The sequence below is a fragment of the Oceanobacillus alkalisoli genome (assembly GCF_021556485.1).
Taxonomy (GTDB): Bacteria; Bacillota; Bacilli; order Bacillales; family Amphibacillaceae; genus Oceanobacillus; species Oceanobacillus alkalisoli.
Window position 1 is genome coordinate 136,209 of record NZ_JAKGBW010000006.1, and the last position, 22,232, is coordinate 158,440.

General features: G+C 39.1%; 23 protein-coding genes. 4 read left to right on the plus strand and 19 right to left on the minus strand.

The genetic code is table 11. The features are described from left to right. Nucleotide 1 precedes the first annotated feature (1 nt). The 3 genes from LZD48_RS08140 to LZD48_RS18905 all read right to left on the minus strand — a co-directional run bounded on the left by LZD48_RS08140 (nt 2) and on the right by LZD48_RS18905 (nt 3,819). Complete coding sequence (locus LZD48_RS08140; RefSeq protein WP_235762225.1) at nt 2-1,132, minus strand: DegT/DnrJ/EryC1/StrS family aminotransferase; 1,131 nt, start codon at nt 1,130-1,132, stop codon at nt 2-4. Continuing rightward, on the minus strand, nt 1,095-2,447 hold the full coding sequence (locus LZD48_RS08145; RefSeq protein WP_235762226.1) for a nucleotide sugar dehydrogenase: 1,353 nt from the start codon (nt 2,445-2,447) through the stop codon (nt 1,095-1,097). Before LZD48_RS08145 ends, LZD48_RS08140 begins: the two co-directional genes overlap by 38 nt. A 142-nt stretch (nt 2,448-2,589) precedes the next feature. Then, a complete protein-coding gene (locus LZD48_RS18905; protein ID WP_235762227.1) occupies nt 2,590-3,819 on the minus strand; it encodes a glycosyltransferase in 1,230 nt (409 codons plus the stop codon). Between the two features lie 87 nt (nt 3,820-3,906). Here LZD48_RS18905 and wecB point away from each other — a divergent pair, with 87 nt between their 5' ends. Continuing rightward, nucleotides 3,907-4,989 (plus strand): non-hydrolyzing UDP-N-acetylglucosamine 2-epimerase, encoded by a 1,083-nt coding sequence (wecB, locus tag LZD48_RS08155; protein ID WP_235762228.1) that lies wholly within the window; start codon nt 3,907-3,909, stop codon nt 4,987-4,989. A 339-nt stretch (nt 4,990-5,328) separates the two neighbouring features. Here wecB and LZD48_RS08160 read toward each other — a convergent pair whose 3' ends face one another. Genes LZD48_RS08160 through LZD48_RS08175 form a run of 4 tightly spaced genes read right to left on the minus strand, consistent with a single transcriptional unit; the run spans nt 5,329 to nt 9,307 of the window. Continuing rightward, nucleotides 5,329-6,333 (minus strand): glycosyltransferase family 4 protein, encoded by a 1,005-nt coding sequence (locus LZD48_RS08160; protein WP_235762229.1) that lies wholly within the window; start codon nt 6,331-6,333, stop codon nt 5,329-5,331. Nucleotides 6,334-6,356: 23 nt separating this feature from the next. Continuing rightward, nucleotides 6,357-7,583, minus strand: a complete 1,227-nt coding sequence (locus tag LZD48_RS08165; protein ID WP_235762230.1) for a glycosyltransferase — start codon at nt 7,581-7,583, stop codon at nt 6,357-6,359. A 38-nt stretch (nt 7,584-7,621) separates the two neighbouring features. Then, complete coding sequence (locus LZD48_RS08170; RefSeq protein ID WP_235762302.1) at nt 7,622-8,293, minus strand: N-acetyltransferase; 672 nt, start codon at nt 8,291-8,293, stop codon at nt 7,622-7,624. Nucleotides 8,294-8,320: 27 nt separating this feature from the next. Beyond that, nucleotides 8,321-9,307 carry a glycosyltransferase gene (locus LZD48_RS08175; RefSeq protein WP_235762231.1) on the minus strand — a complete coding sequence of 329 codons (987 nt, stop codon included), beginning with the start codon at nt 9,305-9,307 and terminating at the stop codon, nt 8,321-8,323. Nucleotides 9,308-9,512: 205 nt separating this feature from the next. On the opposite strand from LZD48_RS08175, the gene LZD48_RS08180 reads away from it, so the two are divergent. Then, nucleotides 9,513-10,472 carry a Gfo/Idh/MocA family protein gene (locus tag LZD48_RS08180; protein WP_255770958.1) on the plus strand — a complete coding sequence of 320 codons (960 nt, stop codon included), beginning with the start codon at nt 9,513-9,515 and terminating at the stop codon, nt 10,470-10,472. A 418-nt stretch (nt 10,473-10,890) separates the two neighbouring features. On the opposite strand, the gene LZD48_RS08185 is transcribed toward LZD48_RS08180, so the two are convergent. From LZD48_RS08185 to LZD48_RS08225, 9 genes are all read right to left on the minus strand, one after another. Then, complete coding sequence (locus LZD48_RS08185; RefSeq protein ID WP_235762233.1) at nt 10,891-11,100, minus strand: hypothetical protein; 210 nt, start codon at nt 11,098-11,100, stop codon at nt 10,891-10,893. 13 nt (nt 11,101-11,113) lie between these two features. Further along, the gene (locus tag LZD48_RS18910; RefSeq protein WP_235762234.1) at nt 11,114-11,383 is read right to left on the minus strand and encodes a DUF2642 domain-containing protein; all 270 of its coding nucleotides are present in this window, start codon (nt 11,381-11,383) and stop codon (nt 11,114-11,116) included. 146 nt (nt 11,384-11,529) lie between these two features. Continuing rightward, on the minus strand, nt 11,530-11,964 hold the full coding sequence (locus LZD48_RS08195; RefSeq protein ID WP_235762235.1) for a spore coat protein: 435 nt from the start codon (nt 11,962-11,964) through the stop codon (nt 11,530-11,532). Between the two features lie 20 nt (nt 11,965-11,984). Beyond that, nucleotides 11,985-12,548: a spore coat protein gene (locus tag LZD48_RS08200; protein WP_235762236.1), complete on the minus strand. Its 564-nt coding sequence runs from the start codon at nt 12,546-12,548 to the stop codon at nt 11,985-11,987. Between the two features lie 122 nt (nt 12,549-12,670). Continuing rightward, nucleotides 12,671-12,877, minus strand: a complete 207-nt coding sequence (locus tag LZD48_RS08205) for a spore coat protein (RefSeq protein ID WP_235762237.1) — start codon at nt 12,875-12,877, stop codon at nt 12,671-12,673. A 301-nt stretch (nt 12,878-13,178) separates the two neighbouring features. Then, entirely contained in the window at nt 13,179-13,328 is a 150-nt protein-coding gene (locus tag LZD48_RS08210; RefSeq protein ID WP_235762238.1) for a hypothetical protein, read from the minus strand. A gap of 276 nt (nt 13,329-13,604) precedes the next feature. Next, nucleotides 13,605-13,883 carry a CD3324 family protein gene (locus LZD48_RS08215; RefSeq protein WP_235762239.1) on the minus strand — a complete coding sequence of 93 codons (279 nt, stop codon included), beginning with the start codon at nt 13,881-13,883 and terminating at the stop codon, nt 13,605-13,607. Between the two features lie 517 nt (nt 13,884-14,400). Continuing rightward, nucleotides 14,401-14,643, minus strand: a complete 243-nt coding sequence (locus LZD48_RS08220; protein WP_235762240.1) for a hypothetical protein — start codon at nt 14,641-14,643, stop codon at nt 14,401-14,403. A gap of 23 nt (nt 14,644-14,666) precedes the next feature. Continuing rightward, entirely contained in the window at nt 14,667-15,059 is a 393-nt protein-coding gene (locus tag LZD48_RS08225; protein WP_235762241.1) for a sensor histidine kinase, read from the minus strand. Nucleotides 15,060-15,115: 56 nt separating this feature from the next. Here LZD48_RS08225 and LZD48_RS08230 point away from each other — a divergent pair, with 56 nt between their 5' ends. Next, on the plus strand, nt 15,116-15,403 hold the full coding sequence (locus LZD48_RS08230) for a nucleotidyltransferase family protein (RefSeq protein WP_235762242.1): 288 nt from the start codon (nt 15,116-15,118) through the stop codon (nt 15,401-15,403). Nucleotides 15,404-15,617: 214 nt separating this feature from the next. Here LZD48_RS08230 and LZD48_RS08235 read toward each other — a convergent pair whose 3' ends face one another. Beyond that, entirely contained in the window at nt 15,618-17,303 is a 1,686-nt protein-coding gene (locus tag LZD48_RS08235; protein ID WP_235762243.1) for a methyl-accepting chemotaxis protein, read from the minus strand. A 493-nt stretch (nt 17,304-17,796) separates the two neighbouring features. On the opposite strand from LZD48_RS08235, the gene LZD48_RS08240 reads away from it, so the two are divergent. Next, complete coding sequence (locus LZD48_RS08240) at nt 17,797-19,140, plus strand: right-handed parallel beta-helix repeat-containing protein (protein WP_235762244.1); 1,344 nt, start codon at nt 17,797-17,799, stop codon at nt 19,138-19,140. A gap of 401 nt (nt 19,141-19,541) precedes the next feature. On the opposite strand, the gene LZD48_RS08245 is transcribed toward LZD48_RS08240, so the two are convergent. Together LZD48_RS08245 and LZD48_RS08250 are read right to left on the minus strand one after the other, a co-directional pair. Beyond that, nucleotides 19,542-20,540, minus strand: a complete 999-nt coding sequence (locus tag LZD48_RS08245; protein WP_235762245.1) for a bile acid:sodium symporter family protein — start codon at nt 20,538-20,540, stop codon at nt 19,542-19,544. Between the two features lie 286 nt (nt 20,541-20,826). Then, nucleotides 20,827-22,005, minus strand: a complete 1,179-nt coding sequence (locus LZD48_RS08250; protein WP_235762246.1) for a YeiH family protein — start codon at nt 22,003-22,005, stop codon at nt 20,827-20,829. Between the last annotated feature and the right edge of the window lie 227 nt (nt 22,006-22,232).

Below are 22,232 nucleotides of genomic sequence, written 5' to 3' on the forward strand. Positions count from 1 at the left end.
TTTACTTGTCCTTCTCGCCTTCTAGGAACTTCTTTATCGTTAAAATAATATAGTCTTGCTGCTCGTAAGTCATCATCGGATAAATCGGGAGGGCTAGAATACGACTTGCTGCCCGTTCTGCAATTGGGAAATCGCCTTTTTTATAATTCAAATAGCGGAAAGCTTCCTGTACATGTAAGGGCTTCGGATAATAAACCGCAGAGGCAATATGATTTTTATCCAGCTCAGCTGCCAATTTATCACGCTCATCCAGTTCTATACAATATTGATGGAAAGTATGCTCCCGACTACTCGAAACGTTCGGTTTCCGCAAAAATTCAGGTAAAGATTCCGTGTATCTTCTCGCAACTTCTTTTCGCTTATGCAAGAAAATATCTAAATAATATAATTTGACGAGTAAAATAGCTGCTTGCATCTCATCTAATCTGCTGTTCATACCAATTAATGAATGATGGTATTTTTTATCGCTCCCATGATTGCGAAGCTTCAACATCGTGTCGTGGAGCGTTTTTTGATTTGTCGTAACTAGACCTGCATCCCCGAAAGCACCAAGGTTTTTTGATGGAAAAAAAGAAAAACAACCAATATCTCCAATTGCACCTACCCGTTTTCCTTCAAACTCCGTGCCAATTGCCTGACAAGCATCTTCAATGATTCGCAGATTGTATTTTCTGGCTAAAGACAGGATTTCCTTCATATTTGCTGCCTTTCCGTATAAGTGGACAACAATGATTGCTTTTGTTTTCGGGGTAATAGCTGCTTCGATTTTAGAGGGATCTAAGTTATAAGTATCTGCTTCAATATCGATAAATACAGGTCGTGCCCCTACTTCAGCAATTGCCTCCGCCGTGGCAAAAAAGGTGAATGGTGTTGTAATTACTTCATCACCAGATCCGATATCCAATGCTTTTAACGCTAGGACTAACGCATCCGTACCATTCGCTACCCCGAGAGCATGTTTCGCTCCTACATAATCTGCAACCAATTTTTCAAGCGTTTCACCTTTTTTCCCAAGTACATAGTTCCCGCTGTCCAACACTTCTGTTATCATTTCAAGGATGGGATTGCGTAATAAATTCAATTCTGCCTGTAAATCAACCATTGGAATTGGATCCATTGTTTCTTCCTTCATTGGAGTCCCTCCTGCCATTTCCGATTCCGATATGCGTCATATTTAATGTAGTTATTTTATCTTTCTTTATTTTATTTCGCCCATCCATAACAAGCTTGCAATTAGTGAATGCTTTAAAATCCAGATTTTCATACTCTTTATGAAAGGCTTGAATAATAACAGCGTCCATCTCTTCAACCAACGCATCTTCCAACTGTAAAGGACGGACAGCATATTGTTCAATTTCATTTGCTGTAAACTGAGGATCATGGACAAATATATTTGCCTTTTCTTCTTTCAGTTTTTCGATGAGCAAGAGTGTTGTGGATTTTGTAGGTTCTTTCACATTTTCCCGGTAGGAAAGTCCGAGAATTAGAATGTTTTTATTTCGAAAACTACCGAGTACGCGTTCCATCTTCATGAGGGAATAGTCTGCCATTTGGTCATTAATCGTTCGTGCTAAGGGGGTTAATCCACTTGTTAGTCCTTTATTAATAAAAAAGTAAGGATAAATCGGGATACAATGACCACCAACACCAATGCCGGGATGGTGAATATGTGAAAAAGGCTGACTATTACTTGCTGTAATCACTTCACTCATATCAACATTCTTTTCATCTGCAAACATAGCTAATTCATTTGCAAGGGCTATGTTCACATCCCGATAAACACATTCTGCAACTTTAGAAAACTCGGCTGTTTCGAGAGTACTGACAGCTATCAACTCGCAACCTAGTGCCTTTGTGTAAAATTGCTTTGCTAATGCTAGACTTTTCTCATCCAATCCGCCAACGACTTTAGGGTAGCTCTCTAGATCTTGAATAATACGATTCGAATAAACTCTTTCTGGACTATAGGCAAGAGAGAAATCTTTCCCCATTTTCAATCCGGAAACTTCTTCTATTTTTGTACCGAATCTATTGCGCGTATCGCCGGGGCTAAGTGTTGTTTCAAATATGATAAGAGAGCCTTTCTTTAATCCTTTTGCTATTTCCAGCACTGCTTGATCAATGAATTGATAGTCTGTATGATTTTCATCATCAACGAGAACGGGGACGATTACGATAATGATATTCGATTGTTTAACTGCCTCCGAAGTTTGCTTCGTTGCAGACAACATATTATTTTGATGAGCTTGCGCGACTAATTTTTCCAGACCCGGCTCATTCGTTATATGGGAGATTCCTTGATTAATCGACGATACAACTGCTTCATTAATATCTGCACCACGTACATGAAATCCATTATTAGCGAACACTGCTGCTAATGTCAGTCCAATTTTGCCAAGTCCGACTACCGCTATTGATTCGGTAGACGTCTGAGGATTGTCTGCCATACCATTCCCTCATTTCTTCATTAGTATGTGATACTTTATGTCTGATATTGTTGCATCGATTGTACGAATGATTAGAAACATGGAATATGGTTTATCCTCATCATTCAGTCGCCCTGGTTCAGCCCTTCATAATAGTGAAACTTCATTCAGTGGGAGGATTACAGACCGTTAATCCGTGATAAATAGATAGAAGCCGTTTTTCCATCTGTTCCCAACTGAACCTCTCCTCCATCACCTTCCTTGCTTGTCGACTCATCATATGAATAGATGATCGGTTTGCATGGAGCTCGCACAAGCTTTCAGCATAATCTTCCGCAGTTGCTTCACGGCCTTTCACGATATAACCGCAATCATATTTCTTAATAAATTCCTCCATATCGTCACATTGATTCACAATTACTGGAAGGCCATGATTTAAATAGCTGAAGAATTTATTCGGCATAGCATATCGATTGTTCAATGAACCGTTCGCATTTAAATCCACCCAGCCCAAATCTGCTCCTTTCATCTTTTCCGGTATTTCTTTATAATCGACCCAGCCGGTCAGGATAATCTTATCCTTTAAATGAGAAGGGATTTGGAGTGGGCTCTCTGATTTTTTATTTCCTCCAATCAAAATGGCTTGAAGCGGAAAATGTTCATTGCACAATTCTATTATCTTCATTAATTTGCGGAAGTTACCTCTTTTTTCATTCATCACGCCTTCATACACGAGAATGAGCTGTTCATTTTTTCCTTGGCCTGGATGATAATCCTTACTAAGCGGAGGTGCGTTATAAATAATCTCTACTGGCAATGTGGCGTTCATCGAGAGGAAGTCTCGTTTAATCGATTCAGATACAGTGATTACAAAGTCTGTCTCCTTTAACATTTCCTTTAACATGTCGCGCTTGATTTGCTTTCTCCGTCTTGCTTGCTGCATGAGTGGATCTGGATCGATTTCATGACTATCATATATTAATTTAATTTGCTTCCCTAATAAAGAAAGTTTCCGCTTCACTTGGACACCAGCATATAAAGAGTAAAATTCATGGGCATGGTAAATATCCGCCTGTACAGCAATTGCCAATTGGATGAATCGGTCAGGATCAGGAGCGACTTTACTTTTTCGGATTGTTGTGTATCGTTTTTTCAACTGTTTTTCATGGTGGATTTGTTCATATGTTATGATTTTGATACCTTCATAAAAGAATTGTTCCTCCCTGAAATGCTCGTTAAACCGCGTCCCGTCCACATCGAATAAATAGCCATTCCTCCGAGGCACAATCATCGTCACTTGAAATCCAGCTTTTACGAGACTCTTAGCTTCCTTTTTAAAGATTCTCGCATCTAAAAAAGGATGTTCCGACACTAATATACATATATGTTTCACGATTATCCCCCCTATTTCACGAACGCCTGAACAACTGAAAACTTCAAGAATAAACTATAGAAATTGCCTGAGAAAGGAAAATAGCTGATGAAAGTTTTGACGATTGTAGGTGCTAGACCCCAGTTTATTAAAGCATGTATGTTGTCTAAAACGTTTAAACAACATCCTTCCATCGAAGAAATTATTGTTCATACGGGACAACATTATGACTATAATATGTCTGATATTTTTTTTAAGCAGTTGAATCTTCCGGAAGCGGATTATAATCTGCATGTCGGTTCCGGACCCCATGGTGAACAAACGGCGAACATGCTGCAGAAATTGGAGAAGTTAATGATGACAATACAACCGGATATCGTGATTGTATATGGTGACACAAACTCTACTGTTGCCGGGAGCCTCGCAGCAGCGAAACTCCATATCCCCATTGCCCATATCGAAGCCGGTCTGCGCAGTTTTAATAAAAAGATGCCGGAAGAAATCAATCGAATCATAACCGACCACTTATCTGATTATTTGTTTTGCCCGACGGATGGTGCCGTGAAGAATTTATTTAATGAAGGGATTCATAAGGGAGTTTATCAGACCGGAGATATCATGTACGACACCGTCACGCATTTTAAACCTCTTGCCATGAAGCATTCATCTATAGTAGCGGATTTAAAATTAAAGGTAAAAGATTATTATTTAGCGACGGTACACCGAGCAGAGAACACAGATGACCCAGCCCGCTTACAAGCAATATTCGAGGCCTTTCGCCAGCTGGATAAAGTTGTCGTCCTCCCCTTACACCCTAGGACAAAGAGTAAAATCAAAGCATTCCACTTGAATGATGTCACCCGTTCCCCCAATATTAAACTCGTTGACCCATTAAATTATTTTGATATGCTCGCATTAGCTGCATACGGGAGGATTATCCTTACCGATTCAGGAGGCTTGCAGAAAGAAGCTTGTATGCTCCAGGTTCCTTGCATCACGCTTCGAGAAGAAACCGAGTGGCTGGAGACAGTGGAAGGCGGTTGGAACAAACTAGCTGGTGCAGAGACACGAGCAATACTAGATGCCGTGGAAAATATACAGCCGCCTCCAGCAAATCAAACCCTCTACCAAAGCGGTACAGCCCAGCAAATCACCAATATACTCATGAAGGAAATTGCAATGGATGGTTAAAGAGGTGGCATTTCGCTCACCTCTTTTATTTTAGCATGAGAAACTATAAAGCAAAATTGCTGTGGATAACTTGAATTCCCAGCAATAGCCACATCCGGCTCTAGCGCCCTGCAATTGACAAACTTCACACTCCTCCAATGATTGGCTTCAGCCAGAGGCTTAGTCGCACTTATACCCTTGTGGTGAAAGTCAACTTCAGCTCCTTACGTCGCCGTGTTTTCTTTATCTCCCCCTCGGAGTGCTCCAGTTTGTACATTGCTACGACGCACAGGATGTGCTAGTACAGGCGTTGCGACAGGACGTCGCGTGCTTAGCCTGTAAGGGCGCTTGCGCCTTTGTTTATAACTTCTTATAAATATCTATATATTGTTGAACGACATTTGCTGCACTGTGATATTTTTTCACATAAGCCCTGCCTTGAACACCTAATGCTTTCCAGCGTGCTGGGTTATGAAGCAAATTTCCCAGTACCTCAGCAATATTATCCGGGTTAGCATTCACAACCGGAAATTCTTCTGGATATTTACGTACAAGATCTTCCCTTATATAACAGATAACCGGTTTCCCCAAGGCCATTGCTTCTGCGGTAAGATATCCTGCTGCTCCAATTCGTAGCTGGTCAATCACAATGTCTGCTTCAGATAACAGCTTCATCGTTTCCGCGTGATTCAAGCCTTCAATTAGCTTAAAGTCAAAAGACACACCTTCGTTCTTCAACTTCTGAACAGCGTCCAGAACAAACTCTGTCCCCTTTAAATTCCGCTTGGTCGGAGCGTGCACGATGAGGGGAGTTTCTTTAATGGCAGGGTAATTGGGTTTCAGCTTATGGATATCAATGATGTGGGGAATAACATGGGTATGCTCATAATAATCTTTTATATAAGTTTCTATTTCATAATCAAGCGCAATTGCGTGATCAACGTATTTCGAAAGCTTCGTCAAATTCTCCCCTATTCTTTCTTCTGTCCATTCAGGCTTCACACGGACATATGGGTTTTTCTCCTTTGCAACTGAAAGGATACGGGCATCCGATCCCCGGTGATGGACTACCAGCTTCTTTCCCACATTATGGAGCATTTCCAAATCGCGCTTATCCGGAAAGAATGTCCCACCAAAATGAAAATGAAAAACATCATAATTTTTTATAGCTGTCTGAAAGAATTTTTGAATCTGATCCATCCGTTTATGTTTTGGAATATCTTGCAGATTTAAGCAAATATCTGATTCAAACTGGTAACGATTCGCATAAAAATGACATGCAGTCGCATCAATACCATGCGTGCGCAACGAGCGGCATAGATTGATCATCGGTAAACCGCCCTCCGGAATATGCAACACGCGCATAGACCTCACCTCGTTTCCTATTATTACGGCGTTGGCAAGAGTTTTGTGTACACACGAGCTAGACGTTTCTCCATTTCCTCCCATGAATAAATCTTCTCCAGTACCTTCCGTCCATTCTTACTCATCTTCGCTAACTTTTCCGGATTGCGCTTGAGATAAAGAAATGCGTTCGCAAAATCTGTTGCATCCGCTTGCTGCTTTTGAATGACATAACCGCACTTATGCTTCCGGATGAAATTCTCCATCTCCTGACATTTATTCACAACAACCGGGACCCCGTTATTCAGATAACTGAAGAATTTATTCGGCAAGGCATAATCACTATTGAGTGAATAATGCACTTCTTCCAAGTCAATCCACCCAATATCGATAGCTTGCATATGATCTGGTATCGAATGGTAATCCACCCAACCGGTTTGCTTGATGATTGGTGCAAGATGCTGCGGAATTTTAAGTGGATTCCCAAACTGGCTGCCACCGATAATTTTAAATTGGAAATTTAATCTTTTAGAACAAATTTCTGAAATACCGAAAATCTTTTCCTTGTTCCCTTTGTGCTGTGCAATATTTCCTTCATAACCAACCGTCAACTGATTTCCATCGTAAGCTTTCGGTTCAACGTCTTGTAGAAGTGGTGGTGAATTATAAATCACCTCCATCGGTAAATCTGGCATTCGCGCGAGATACCAGTCTTTGATTGAATCGGAAACAGTAATCAAATAATCTACTTCTTTCAGCATAATTAACAATTTCTCTTCTAAGGTTTTCCTTTTCATTTCAGAAGTTCTTGGATGAATTGGATCAGGTGTTAATTCATGGCTATCGTATATTAATTTAACTTTCTTCCCCTTCTCCTGCAGCATCCGCCGCTTAATACCAACCCCTGCAAAAAGAGATAAATATTCATGGGTATGATAAATATCTGCATCTTCAGCCAGCGCCAGATTTGTTAGCGGGTTATTGAAGCCTTCCGTTTCCCAGACTTCTTCACTGCTCAACACTTTATTCAATGATTTTCTTGTATTTTCATTGTGGTAGGTTACTATTTTTATCCCTTCATGGGTAAATACCTTATTTTTGTAGCTTTTCTTAAATGGCGTGCCATCGATATCAAATAAATTCCCATTTTTCCTCGGAACAATCATTGACACATCGTAGCCCATTTTTTGCAGACTTTTTGCTTCTTTTTTAAATATCCTTGCATCTAAAAATGGATGATAGGCAACAACCATACAAACTTTTTTGGACAATTTAATTCATCCTTTCCATCAAGAAGAGGCATGTCGTGTTATGCATCGATTTTCTTAGCCGGCACACCCGCAACAATTGTATTTGCACCAATATCTTTCGTAACGACAGCACCTGCCCCGACAATCGCATGTGATCCAATCGTTATTCCAGGCAACAAGGAAGCATTATTACCAATCTTTGCTCCTTGTTTAATGATCGGGCCCTTTAAAGAATAAGCTTGTGCTCCCATATATTTATCATTGGACATGGATACGCACGGACCGATAAAAACATTGTCCTCTAGCGTTGTGTCACCTGTTACATAGGCCTGAGTCTGGACTGTGCAATTCTTTCCAATCGTTGTATTCAACTCAATTATCGCAGCTCTGCCAATGACTGAAGCTTCTTCAATTTGCACATTTTCCCTAATACTTGCATGATCTCCTATAAAAACAGTTTCCCCAATCGTGCTGCCTGCATAAAGTGAAACGAGATTCCCAATTTTCGTACCGGCTTCAATAACAAGATTGCGCTCTGCATCGGAATCTTTTCGCATTCTCTCATTTGCAGCCGGTTGTATACCAACGACACAATTGCTGCCAATCGTGACATGATCCCTGATTTGTGTTCCTTGTAAAATCACGCTATGGTGACCAATCACCACATGCTCACCAATCGACACCCCGTCTTCAATGACAACATGTCGTCCTAAACGGGTACTTTGAGGCATATGAGGCAAACCAACTCCTCCTTTCTCTTACTTGTCTTCTAGAATACTTTCCATTTTTTCCACAAGTTGTTTCGCTCGGATACTCACCGTATGCTTTTCCTGAATAAACTCATATCCTTGCTCAGTAATCCGTTGCCTTTCTTTATCATGCACCAAATAATACGCGGCTCTTTCTTTAAAATTACTTTCATCAATCGCGATGAAATGTTTCCCTGGGATAAATCCCAAGTCTTCCAGTTCATTGAATGTTGGTGCTAGCAGGAGTGTTTTGCAGGCTAAAGCTTCATAATATTTCATTACAGGGTAGTTGTAGCTCGAGGGACAGGTGAAGAAAATCTTCGTCCGATTCAGTTCTTTGGCATAACTTACACCTATCCATTTTTCGTTCTCCTCTTTCTGGCTGAAATCACGATATCCGGGGTGGTGGTAATAGACAAAACGGGAATCATCGGAATAGGCATTTACTATTTTCTCCCGAAGCGGGTAATTCTTATTAACAGCACCTATCAAAAGGAGCTCCGTATCCTTTTCTAATAAATAGTCTTTATATATTCCTGGATGAATAAAGTGAGGGAGCCATTCTAGTTTATGTTTAAGCTGTGGATATGTTTGGACGGATTGCTCTCGTCCGATTGTAAAAATATAATCAATTTTATTTTTAATGATATAGTTTTCCCTTATTTTAACGAGCCGATGAACATCTGTCACAAATAGACCGATCGGTATCGTACAATTCCTTAATCCTTTAATCATCGGGGACAAGTGTTGCCCCATATCATTCAGGATTAAAATAAAATCCGGCTTTGTCTTCAGTTTATTTATAATAGAACCGATATTGCCGGCTTTCCTCCAAATGGTGAGGTGAACATGTTTAGCCAATTCCTTTTCCAAATAATAAAAATTTCTATTCAGAAAGCGGGAGGTGTCTTCTCCAATAAATAAGACATGCAGCATCGTTTCATAAACTCCTTTCTCACGCATTAACGGACTGTAATACCCCCACCATCTAAGCATAAGGGGAATCCTAATATGTGGTGGGGGATAAACAGTCCGTAAATCCCTGATTCTGTTCAACTAACATTCAGTGGGGGAGATAAGGCCCCCACTGAATGAAGTTTCACTTTATATTATCTCGTAGACAAGAGCCAAATTTAGATTTTTCATTATGGCAGTCTATCTCGTTTCGAGTCCCTTGCATAGAATGACAGTAAACATTGATATGATTAGTGAGGAGATTTTATCTATGAAAGTCGGTGTGATTGGAACAGGAAAAATGGGAGAATATCATGTGAAAACATATCTAGCATTACAAGATCATTGCGAGCTTGTCGGTATATTTGATAGGGATGAAGATAGATGTAGAGAAATTGCCAAGAAATATCAAGTGAAACATTTTCTCTCCTTAGATGAACTTCTCCAAACTGTAGATGCAGTAAGCATTGCCGTCCCTACCGAATACCATTATGATATCGGTCTAGCATGCATCCGAAATAAAACGCATCTGTTGATCGAAAAGCCGATTACAAGCACCACCTGGCAAGCTGATGATTTAATAGAAAAAGCGAAAGCAGCCGGAGTGAAGCTGCAGGTAGGACATATTGAACTATTCAATCCACTCATCCCAATCTTGAAGAACGAGTTGGAAAACGAAAAAGTAATCGGCATCTCGTTTTTAAGATTGAATCCATACGATGAAAGAATGAAGGATAGTGATGTCGTAAAAGATTTGATGATCCATGACCTCTATATTTTAGATGAACTGCTGCAACAAAAATTAGTGGAATTCTATGCTTTAGGAAATATTATAGGTCATTCAACGAAACATGCGTCTGTGATTCTCGAATCAGCACAAGGCGTGACCGTGGAACTGATTGCGAGTTTCAAATCAAAAAGGAAGATCCGGACGATCCAAGTGTTTACAGAAGATGCGTTGATTGAAGCTGATTTGCTGAACAGCACGATAACAGTAACAAGAACAGCAACACCCTTATCACCGAAAATTGCAGTTCCTTTGACAAAAACACTCACAATCGACAAGAGCATTCAGCCGTTAGATTTTCAATTAATAGCGTTTCTCGATTGCATCACATTTGATAAAACACCTGCTGTATCAGGCGAACAAGGAAAACGAGCATTGGAGCTCGTGAATAAAATCAGCGAATCGATTCATCCATCCTAAACCGTGCGACACCAATTATCTATATGTTCATTCCTCATCATTTATTTTGTACTCGATTTTCGCAATCTGACATCATTTAGTTCTTACCTTTGATTTAATAAAATCAACTGTTCATTATTGTTCCGATTTCCCAATCCCCCTCTCCAGGGTAACAATAAAACTACTGTTTACTTTCATTCAGCGTAAGTGTTTTGGCCCGTTCATTAATTTTGGAACTCTACCGCCGTTCAGTTTCCCGGCGAACGGATGCTTTCCGGTCGCTCAGCAGGTGCGAGAGGTGTCTGGACTGCGGACCTCCAGAAGTGAGTTTCGGTTTCGGATACTTACACTGAGTGAAAGTGATCGTCCGTTTGGAATAAATAAAACAGCCCTGTCTGATGGAGGCAGGGCTGTTTTGATTTGGAATAGTCTAAGTTAATTAGGCTGCAGTGGGGAAGCGTGTGTAATTGATCGCATCAACGGATACATATTGTTTGAGATTATCGTAACCATTGTCAACTTCGATAACAAGCACGAGGTCAGCAGTAACAGTGGATAAAATCCCTTCAATTAAATTATTGTCAGTTACTACCTCAACAGTTGATCCGATACGTTTAGCCATTTCAGCAGCAAAAGTTGCTTCAAACATGTAAAACCCTCCTTTATTGTTCACTGACTAGTTCAATTGCTTCCATTCGGACCAAAACTTGTGCCCCGTCTTCAACAAGCACGATATAGTCATCTCTAACAGCAAGCAGTAATCCAGCTACATTTCCAAAAGGAGTAGCAACTTCGATTTGTTCGTTTACTAGAGTCATTAATAATTCTCTCATTGTTGTTGGAGTTGTTGGTACTGTTGGATCATCTCCTGCTGGTGGTGTTCCAGTAGAAGGTGTTGTAGATATACCACCCAAATCAATGTTGAGATCCACCGAAGGGAAATCCACCCCAAAACCAGGTCTACTCTCAAGGACAGTGCTTGTGTTTTGGGACAGCTGATTAATTAAGTTCAACAAATTTCTTTGCCTATTCGTTAGTGACGGCAAGATGATTCATTCCTTTCTTTCCTTATTTGGCATTAAAGGATATCAAGCGAAACGATAACCGCAAGCAGTAATTGAATGAGCAATTGCAAGTTAATTGCAATATCCGTATCAATTGTTGTGATATTGACATCTTTTGATTTTTCGACGATTGTCTTTTGACGGTTGCTTTGTCTTGTTTTTGTAATTTGGTTAAAGTCTTGTAAAATATCTTCCACTCGGCCATCATCCGCAATTGCTATGCGGAGTACAATAGCAAGTGCCGCTTCGATTCCGATTTGTAATGATGCTGCAGCTTGCGTATCCGTCGTCTCTACATGGACATATTCCGAGTCTTTAATAACAATCCATTCTTCTGATTGCTGTTTTGTAATATTTGTTTGATTCGCATCTTGCTCTTCGATAGCTTGTGACTTATTTCTTTTATCATCGCAATGGTCTAATGCTCGCCATTCTTTCACTTTCGACATCAAATCCACCTCTTTTCATTTTATAGAATTTCAACCAATAGCAGCAAGGCAACAAGTACTTGAAGCATTAACTGGAGATTGAGCGCTAGGTCTGTATCTCTAGTCGTTACAACAGCATCTTTCGTGTTATAGATAAAGATTTTCTGCTTGTTTTTCTGCGCCATATTAAAGTTTTGCGTCAGCTCTTGGGAAACTGCATCACGTTGCGTACCATCAGCAATCGATATATTTAGAACGAGTGCAATGGCAAGCTGTAGAGCCGCTTGTAGGGATACTCCAATTTGGGTATCTGTTGAGCTTACTGTGATATTACATGATTCTTTCACCCAAATTAGTTCTGCTGATTCCTGATCCATGAAGGATAATTCTGTGCCCTCTTGCATTTCAAACGCATTGTTGTTACTCGTGAAGTCGGATTCTGCCCGCGTATCCGTTGGGCGATTACTAGATTCGTTAGAACACTTCCCGCTACAGCTATGGCCACAGCTGCAGCTTCTTAATGGTTCTTCCATAAAGTAGGAATATCTATCTCCCTTTCCTCTGCTTAAATCGAAATCATATTCCGAATGTCTATAAATCGTCATTTTGACACTCCTTTCTTATTGGCTATATGATATTGTTATGGTTTTTTCCTCTAGAAGATTGTACAGATTCACTACGTCTCATAAAAATAGCAAAAGCACCTAGCTGCAGGTGCTTTCACTGTTTATTCACTCTTATCTTTTGCTTGATTTTGCTGGAAGTCCTCAACCTGCTTCTTTAGGTCTTCTACCATTTCTTTAATCATCTGTTTCTGCTCTTCCGGTATATTATTCTTCACTTCGTCAGGCTGCACGCCATTTTTCCTCAATATGGTTTTAACCATAACTTCTACCACCTTATTATTTAGCGGCTGCTGCTTTGAATCACTCATATAAGTTCCCCCTCCCTGTTCACATGTCTATGTTAGACTATGATACCGTTCTGCCCGCTGACTATGCTGTTGTCTATATCTTTACAGTAAGGGTAACTTGCTCATGTACAATCATACATTTAAGCAGAATTGCACCAATGTCTCTAGCAAAAATATCGGAAATGCATGTTATATAGTAAGGAAGGTACGCTCCTTCCTGAATGCTGTCGAATGACGTCCATGTTTATAATTCTCTTTCCACAACCCTTTTTATATTTTAAAAGCCACTACCCGGAGTTGGATAGTGGCTCTTTTTTTCAATCTATAAAAAAACGTTCAACATTATTAATTTCATTTTTAAATGAGCGTTTCTCGCTTGCTCATAATAACATTTTTTGCCATACGTTTCTTTTTTTACTTTTTCCAGCCGTTCATCGACCATACATTTATATACAGCAATATCAATATGCACGATTGTTCCTCCCTTAATCATTTCGCTGAAGATGAGGAAGGCTGCTTGTTTTCGGCATGTACCTGAAATTTGGTAATGACTAGAATAGAGCCACCTCACGTATTGTTATGAACATCCCCATTACCTCCCTTTCAGAATAATCAATTGCTATACTCTTATTAATGCATGAATTTGACCGGCGCAACAAGTGATAGAATGGTTATAATCAAACTCTCCCAATACTTCTTCAAAAAATTCGGCGCGAAGTTCCTGATTAGGACTCCGCGCCGTTACTGTTTATTTATAATTATTTCGCATTTTATAAATGATTTTCCGAATCGTATCAAAGGATAAATGATATTTCTGCTCCAATTCTTCAAATGATTTGCCTTCCTTATATAACTGAAATATTTCTTCATTTCGTTTCGCGATCAATTCTCTTGATCCACTCACTTCTCCCCAAGCTGCTCGCTCTTTTTTCGCTTTCGGGATATAAATTAAATCTCCCTGGATATATTTCTGCATTTCTTTAAGCAAACTAGGGGGAAGCACCTCTTTTGCATTTTTGTACTGCATGTTTAACTTCCTCCTTGAAAATGTGGAAATCTAAATAACCGTTCTTTGTTAAAATGTCCATTTTCATCCTACTCCTTTCTTGTTAAATTTATCACGCATTAACGGTCTGTAATACCCCCACCTCCGAACATGAGGGAAACTCAATATATGAAGTCGGGGGATAGACAGTCCGTAAATCCCTGATTCTGTTCAACTAAACTTTATGACCTGTTTCTTTCATTACTTACCATTGATTATAACCGATTTTCTAGACGATGGAAAGATGTTAATTTTCTCAAAATTAATTTTAAATAATTAGGGACCGCGCTGAGGCGGTCCCATGCTGGTGATTCCCGCTAAGCGGAAATCACCTCACTAACTGTAATCAATATTATCAGCCTCCTTCCCGAAAGAGTCTATCGGTCCGACACCTTTATTTACTCATATTTTCAGGTTGATTTACAAGGGTAAGAATAGTTATAATTGATTTTCTCCTTGTTCCTTACGACTTTATAACTTAATTGCTGCACTTCTTGATCTAAATGGTTGGATCAGTCAGCAAGTTTCCGTGCACCTTCCGCAACGCGTTCCATCGATTGATTCGATTCTTCCGTTGTATCTGAAATTTCTTCAATACCAGCAGCGAACTCTTCGGAGATACTTGCTGGGCCAGGCTTCCTACTTCATTCGTAACTACGGTGAATCCTTTTCTATTCTCTCCAGCTTGTGCTGCTTCGAATTTCTTTTCCTTCCTTATTCGCGCCCTCCACATGCTCAACAAATTCCGTCATCATTACAGCTAATTCACTCGCCCCATCTCCGGTTACTCGCCTGAACAGGTTCTGCTAGATTTCCAATTGATAACCGCTCCATGCTTTGCGTAATATATTTTATTGGACGGGAAATGCTTCCGCTGAAACGAATCGCTACAAATAGAACAATAAGCAGTGTGACAACTGTAATCGCCCAAACAATCCAAGCTATTTGTGCATTTATATCATGAATGATGGACATATCCTGATCAATGCCAATCATCCCGATCACTTCCTGTTGGATGGGATCGTACATTGGAAGATAAGATGTTAAAAAATCACCAGACTCCTCTGATATCGAATCCCCATTTCTTACAGAGGTTAAAATTACTTCATCCTCTATGGAAGTCCCTACATTTTCCACATTTGAAGAAATAGTAATCATTCCATCACCATTGTATAAATCAATCGTTGAGTAATTAAGAATGTGAGGGATGCTTCGTGTTATATGATAATCTTCCAGAAAAGCGTGATATGATTTTGAAAGTAGCAGATGAACACGGTATTCAAAATGTACGGGTTTTTGGTTCTGTTGCAAGACTTGAAGATGGACCTGAAAGCGATTTTTACTTACTTGTAGAATTTGAAAAAGGAAGAAGTTTATTTGATATGATTCGCTTTAAAGAAGAAGTTGAAGATTTGCTTGATGTTAACGTTGATATCGTAACAGAAAACTCGATTCATTGGAGTATGAAAGAAGATGTGTTAAACGGAGCTGTTCGACTATGAAGAACGACAAAGTCTATTTACGTCATATTTTAGAGTGTATAAATAATATTGAATCATATACCCCAATGGAGAAAGTGGTATTTTAAGTAAACTTATAATTATCTACTTAAAACAAAAACCTCTATACTAAACAGTTTAAATACAATTAACCATTTAGTATAGAGGCATATTAAATTCAAATGTATATGAATATTATTTAGAGCCTTTTAAAAAATCACAACTTAAACTCATTCACCAACCCATTCAATTCCTCCGCCAACTTCGCCAGTTCATCGGAGCTTGCGGCAACTTCAACCATTGCAGAACTTGTCTGTTCAATCGATGCAGAGGTTTCCTCCACCCCTGCAGCAGATTCTTCCGAGATGGCTGCAATTTCCTGAATCGCCCGGTTCATCTGTTCATTATTTTCTGTTACTTCCTGCAGATTTCGAGATACTTCGGTAATATTATTAACAACATTCGTCACAGATGCTGTAATTCTTCCAAACGTTTCACCTGTCGTCGTAATCTGCTCCGTACCTTGGGTGACATCTGCGTACCCTGCTTTGAGCGACTCAACGACTATGCTGGATTCACTTTGGATACGATCGACAATAGCTGTGATACTCGTTACAGATTGGGAGGATTGTTCAGCAAGCTTTCGTACCTCATCAGCAACAACCGCAAATCCTTGACCATGCTCTCCTGCTCTCGCTGCTTCAATTGCCGCGTTTAAAGCGAGCAAATTCGTCTGCTCCGCGATATTATGAATCACTACAACTAGTTCAGAAATTTCCTGAGCATGGGTATCCAGCCCTTCTACTTTCAATACAGCTTCCTGGACGACCTGGTCAATTTTGGACATTTGTTGCATGGAGGATTCCATTAACCCGGAACCTTCATTTGTCATATTTAATACTTCAGATGCTGTCTGTTGAATCGCTTCACCATCTTGACTTGTCTCTTGCAATTTCGATGTAAATACTGCCATATTACCGGATAAATCTGATGCATTATTCGCTTGGGATTCGGAACCCGCAGCAATCTCTTCCATTGTTGCAGCCACCTGCTCCGAGCTCTCCGTTACTTCATTGGACGATTGGGTGAGCTCTTCACTTTGACTCGTGACTGTTTCAGATACAGTATTGATCCGTTGCAATAAATCACGCATATTTTTATTCATCAAATTCGTCGCTTCCGTTAATTGTCCTGTTTCATCTTCCGCCTTCACTTCTAGCGGTTCCTGACTTAAATCGCCAGACGCAATTTGATTCATCCGTTCCATTACTGTTTTAATCGGATTTGCAATCATGCGGGCAAACAAGATGGCAATGCCTATACTAAGGATTATTGCTACGACCGAAATTACCAGTGTAACGACTAATGTTCGTTCACCTTCTGCAATTGTATCCTCTGCACCACTTAGAATCGTTTCCTCCCTATTGTCTGCCATTTCCTGATAACCTTCCATCAGGCCTTCCCCCATCGGGACAGCATTCTCTCTAAATATTTGCAGGGCATCTTCTTCATTCCCTTGGTCATATTGAGGAAATACATCATTGATGATAATTTCACGCCATTCAATAGCTCCATTAACGAGCTGCTGCATTTCTTCAGAATTATTTCTTTCCAAAATGAAATCCTGATAACCAACCGCTTCTTCCGTAAGATGATCAAAAGTTTCCTTAAATTCATTATCTCCGGTCAACAAATAACCGCGAACACTAGCCACACGATTGATGAAATTCGTCGTCAAGCTTTCATCCGCTATGAGCATAGGCAAGTGTTCATTTGCAACGTTCCTTAACGTATTATTATTTTGCGTTATAGAGGTGAACCCCATTATTGCAAGTCCAATAACAAAAGCAATAACAATGAAAAACCCTACTAATGTTCTAGCGCGTATACTTTTAAATTTCAATTTAAAGATTCGCTTCCCTTCTATTTTAAATATTTGTGCTGGATATATTTTCTAAAAATAATCTGTAATGTAAGCTACTCTACTTATATCGGATGGAGTTGAATCTTTTGAAGGGTACTTTTTGTGAGATAATGAACTTTCGGTGAATGATTACAACTTAATCATCTCATCGTACGTACTCTGCCTTGTTCCATTACTTAAAATCGAAAAATCTACTTCCTGCAAAAGAGCTAGGGACATATTATAGAAAGTTATCTTTTTCGTGGTCTTACTATCCATTTATATTAGATTATTTATTTACTTGGCAGGGTATATAGCCTAAGAATAAGAAAACTAACTTTCTAAGTGAATGGATTTCATAATTACCAGAATCGGCTTTTCCATCACCGTATGTAGTTGGGAACGAATCAACTCAACTACATATGGTGATGGTGAAGCATTAAATACGTATTTTAAATATGAATAAACATTAACAAGAAGGAGCACAGGTACCATGCAAAAGGTTTTATTGATTTTATCTTTATTGACTTTATGGATAATCCTCCCCGCCCATGCAGTCGAAACGAAAGCAGAGACTTATACGATTAGTCCGAGCAGCGATCCATTTAATGAAAACTTTATGAACGACTCCACATACAACAAGAAAACAAAACATTATTATTTACTTCGTTCCTACCTTGAACAGCTGGAAGAAACAGATGGTGGCGCACTTATATTGGAGAAAGGGACTTATCTCATATCAAATGTATTATTCGTTCCTTCAAATGTAACGATTAAGCTAGAAAACGGTGTGAAGATTGTAAACGGGAATGATACGGGTATAGCCAATGTCGAGGCAGATCAATCCATTTTTCAACTTATCCGTCCTTCTCGTGGTAAGAAAGAAGGTGTCTACGGCGAATACGGTGGTGAAAAAAATATTTCCATCATTGGTTATGGGTCAGCTACGATCGATTTAAACTTTGAAAAGGATGCAATTGCTATTATCGCCGGTCATAACCAGAATATCCGAATCGAAAATATTCATTTTCAAAACATATATTCCGGCCATTTCATTGAGATTGATGCGACAAAGAATGCTGTTATAACCAACAATAAATTCATAAATTCAAAACAATCACCAACTGAAATCAAAGAAGCGATTAATATTGATACCCCTGACAAGCTGACACAAGGATGGAGTTCGAAGTGGAGTACGTTCGATAAAACACCTAACTCCAATCTAACAATAGAAGATAATCTATTCTATAATCTCGACCGGGCAATCGGTACACATAAATATTCCGGCGGGAAATATCATGAGCAAATTATAATCAGGGATAATAAAATAGAGAAAATGCGCCAAGATGCCATTCGCGTGTTAAATTGGCGTAATTCAACAATAGAAAACAATCTAGTTAAAAACGTTGAACCCGGTGAAAATAATGCGAATAGAGGGATTATGGCAAGTGGCGCCATCAATCCTACTTTCCAACATAATGTGTTTGAAAACATACCTCGCCCGATGCAATTTATAGCCTGGAAAAACAGTAATCCAGGTTCTGAGTATGCTATAACCTATAATGAATTAAGTGAGGAAAATAAATTTGCATTAGCTACGAACACCATTGTTAATGATGAGGAGGATTTCATCCGGATTAATCCTAAATATAAAAAATACGATAAAGAACATACGGAATTTATCCCAATCAAAACGGCAAAGGAGACAGGACAAATGAATTTATTAAATCACCGTACAAATAAAACATGCGCTGGACAATCATCTAATTCCTATAACTATTATTCTAAAATCGTACGGTTACACGTCCCGATGGCCTGGAAGGTGCCCTGCCTTTAATTGGAAGTAATATGGAAAAAACACCTGTAGTCAGCGACTCCCCCTAAAAAATATCTAGTTTTCTTAACCGAAAAATGTTATACTTACGTAGCGATGAGCTGATTCGTATAAGTCGAGGAACAGGTTAAACATGTGATGTGAACACATAGTTCTCTCGCCACGAATAATCGTTAGCGTCTATATAAATATAGGCGCTTTTTTGTTTTACTTCGATAAGGTAAACTCACCTATCATAATGATAAAGTGAAACTTCATTCAATGGGGATTTCCTTAACTTCCCAACCTTCACATGTTGGGTTTCCTTCATCTATAGAGGCGGGGGTAGCACAGATCGTTAATGCGAGATAAATTTGATAAAATAAGGCATCTCAAGGGCTTGATAAACCTTTGAGATGCCTCTGTTAATTTGATAACTTCTTTTCTTCTAAAGCTGCATCGTTTGGTTGTTCTTCAACGCTCGTGTCTCGTTCATTCGGAACTCCGCTTTTCCCCCACTTGGAAGCAAGCATGGTACCGGTAATCAACTGCCAAGCTGAGGCAAATGCACTTGGCAACGCTGCTAATGGCGTGAAATAGACGGAAGCTAAAGCAACACCAAGACCTGAGTTCTGCATTCCGACTTCAATCGAAATCGCACGTTGATCTTGCACAGGTAATCTACATAACTTTCCTGCATAGAATCCTAATAATAGTCCAAATCCATTATGGAGCAACACGGAGACGAATACTAGAATTCCTGCACTCGCAATATTTTCTTTATTATTTGCAACGATAGATGAAACAATAATTGTAATTGCAACAATCGATATTAAAGGCAGAATGGATGCCCCTTTTTCCGTTGTTTTCGGAAAGTATTTATTAACCAATAATCCTAAGATGATTGGAATAACGATTACTTGTACAATCGACATAAACATCGACATTGGATTAACCGGTAACCATTGCCCCGCGAATATTAATAATAAAAGCGGTGTCATGATCGGAGCGAGCAATGTAGAAACACTCGTCATGGTAATGGAGAGCGGCAGATTTCCTTTCGCCAAAAACACCATTACATTGGATGCCGTCCCGCCCGGAACACTTCCTAATAATACAAGACCGGCTGCAATTTCTGCCGGCAATTGTAATAAATAAGCGATGACAAATGCCACCGTGGGCATGATTGAAAATTGTGCAACGACCCCAATTAAAACAGGTATCGGTTTCGTAAAAACCAATTTAAAATCAGAAGCTTTTAATGTCAGCCCCATCCCGAACATGACGACCCCAAGCAGAATTGGGATATACGCGCCAAATGAAGAAAACCACTCCGGAACCATGAATGCAATGACTGAAAAAATGATGATGATAAGCGCAAAATATTTACCGGCTATGTTGCTTATCCTGTTGATTACTTCCATGAAAGACTCCCCTTTTGTGTATTCTATGTTGTTAGATCCCCTTTGTATAATTGAGATTGATAGTATCACTTTATTTAATTGTTGTAAAGTGAATGTTTAGATAAATTGAATACTTACGGTACTAGAAAAATACCTGATATGGGTAGCAGGAGTGGAATGGGCGGTACGATGTAACAGTCCACGAGATGAATCAATAGAGATTTTATATTCTTAGCAATACTTTTCATCTATAGGTCTTAATCTCAATACCCACATAACGAAAATAATGAAATTTAAGGTAGCCATTCTAAACCGTAATAAGCCCACCAAACAAAAAGATTAACACAAAACTTACAGCTCCCACTGCAATTGCTGCAGCAAATCCAATATAAAAAGGTTTAATCCCTATCCCTTTAAACATTTTAAAGTTCGTGGACAATCCAACCCCAGCCATCGCCATACCAAGCAGGTATGTAGTACCAAATGAACTAAGATTTGTATAAAGTCCCTCCCAAGTATTTGAAGAAATTAAACCAAAAGCAGCCCCATTATTCTCCATTGTTAGATCCCCAATTGTTCGGACAAAAGAAAGGATTAAGAAGCCGATAACAAACAAAGGAATGAAAGTATACCATTTCGGCAGCGCCTTCTCCATATTGCCGTTCTCATGGCCTCTCCTATCCGAACTTTTGAAAAATAAATAAGAAACAAAAGGAATGATTGCGATAATAAATAGATTTCTTGTTAATTTAGTTACAGTTGCAATTTCAACAACTTCCTGTGTTTGAAAAAATTGATCATATATTAAAGCCGCTCCCGTAACTTGAGCAGTATCATGAATTGCTGTTCCCAGAAATAACCCCGCTTTAATAGGGTCCGCTGCAAACATAAAATTAGCTAAAAAGGGATAAAGGACCATTCCGGTTAAACCAAAGATGGTAATATTAGCTACCGCATAAGAGATTTCGTCCTCTTTCGCTTTAATGACAGGAGAAGTTGCCATAATCGCTGTCACACCACAGATTCCTGTTCCAGTTGCGATTAATGTTCCAAGGCGCATTGATTGTTTCATTTTATTCGTTAAATATAATGTAATAAATAACCCAGCCGAAATACATGCGACAATCAAAGGAATACCAATCGCACCAAGCTTTAATGCTTCTAGCAGGCTAAGTCTTAGACCAAGCAAAATAATTCCGGCACGGAGCACATATTTCATGGAAAATGAAATACCATAGAAAAAACTGTTCGATAACCGGAATGTATTTCGCAAAATGATACCTATAATGATTGCAACAAAAATCCCAGAAACCGGTGTCTGGCTTTCCGGCGATAGCATCCCCATTTGAATCATCAAAAATCCGAGTAATTCAGCTCCGAAAATCCCCAGCAACATAACAACTATGCACAGTAAAATTCCAGGAAGAATTCTAACTAAAAAATGTTGCTCTTTCTCCCGCTCTTTCTTTTCTTTTAATTTTTCCAATATAATCCCCCCTCGAATACGTTCTATAATTATCTTAATAAAGAAAAACAGAAACAGGAAATTGTAAATTTCAATATAAATCATAAGTATATTTTATAACTGTTACAATATAAACTTATTATCAATCTTTTGTATAAGTTTTATCATAATTAACAATAAGTCAATTATTCAGAAACTATTGATTTAGTGTTTTGAGAATGGTTTAATTAATCCAACGCAATATTTAA

What these genes read in the sequence shown, in the direction of transcription:
- LZD48_RS08245 (WP_235762245.1), bottom strand. Translation starts at nt 20,540, where the DNA reads ATGGAAGTAATCAACAGGATAAGCAACATAGCCGGTAAATATTTTGCG.
- LZD48_RS08175 (WP_235762231.1), bottom strand. Translation starts at nt 9,307, where the DNA reads ATGCTTAGATGGTGGGGGTATTACAGTCCGTTAATGCGTGAGAAAGGA.
- LZD48_RS08195 (WP_235762235.1), bottom strand. Translation starts at nt 11,964, where the DNA reads ATGTCGAAAGTGAAAGAATGGCGAGCATTAGACCATTGCGATGATAAA.
- LZD48_RS08215 (WP_235762239.1), bottom strand. Translation starts at nt 13,883, where the DNA reads ATGCAGTACAAAAATGCAAAAGAGGTGCTTCCCCCTAGTTTGCTTAAA.
- LZD48_RS08140 (WP_235762225.1), bottom strand. Translation starts at nt 1,132, where the DNA reads ATGAAGGAAGAAACAATGGATCCAATTCCAATGGTTGATTTACAGGCA.
- LZD48_RS08180 (WP_255770958.1), top strand. Translation starts at nt 9,513, where the DNA reads ATGATTAGTGAGGAGATTTTATCTATGAAAGTCGGTGTGATTGGAACA.
- wecB (WP_235762228.1), top strand. Translation starts at nt 3,907, where the DNA reads ATGAAAGTTTTGACGATTGTAGGTGCTAGACCCCAGTTTATTAAAGCA.
- LZD48_RS08240 (WP_235762244.1), top strand. Translation starts at nt 17,797, where the DNA reads ATGCAAAAGGTTTTATTGATTTTATCTTTATTGACTTTATGGATAATC.
- LZD48_RS08200 (WP_235762236.1), bottom strand. Translation starts at nt 12,548, where the DNA reads ATGACGATTTATAGACATTCGGAATATGATTTCGATTTAAGCAGAGGA.
- LZD48_RS08185 (WP_235762233.1), bottom strand. Translation starts at nt 11,100, where the DNA reads ATGTTTGAAGCAACTTTTGCTGCTGAAATGGCTAAACGTATCGGATCA.
- LZD48_RS08225 (WP_235762241.1), bottom strand. Translation starts at nt 15,059, where the DNA reads ATGATTACTATTTCTTCAAATGTGGAAAATGTAGGGACTTCCATAGAG.
- LZD48_RS08170 (WP_235762302.1), bottom strand. Translation starts at nt 8,293, where the DNA reads ATGCCTCAAAGTACCCGTTTAGGACGACATGTTGTCATTGAAGACGGG.
- LZD48_RS08205 (WP_235762237.1), bottom strand. Translation starts at nt 12,877, where the DNA reads ATGAGTGATTCAAAGCAGCAGCCGCTAAATAATAAGGTGGTAGAAGTT.
- LZD48_RS08160 (WP_235762229.1), bottom strand. Translation starts at nt 6,333, where the DNA reads ATGCGCGTGTTGCATATTCCGGAGGGCGGTTTACCGATGATCAATCTA.
- LZD48_RS08145 (WP_235762226.1), bottom strand. Translation starts at nt 2,447, where the DNA reads ATGGCAGACAATCCTCAGACGTCTACCGAATCAATAGCGGTAGTCGGA.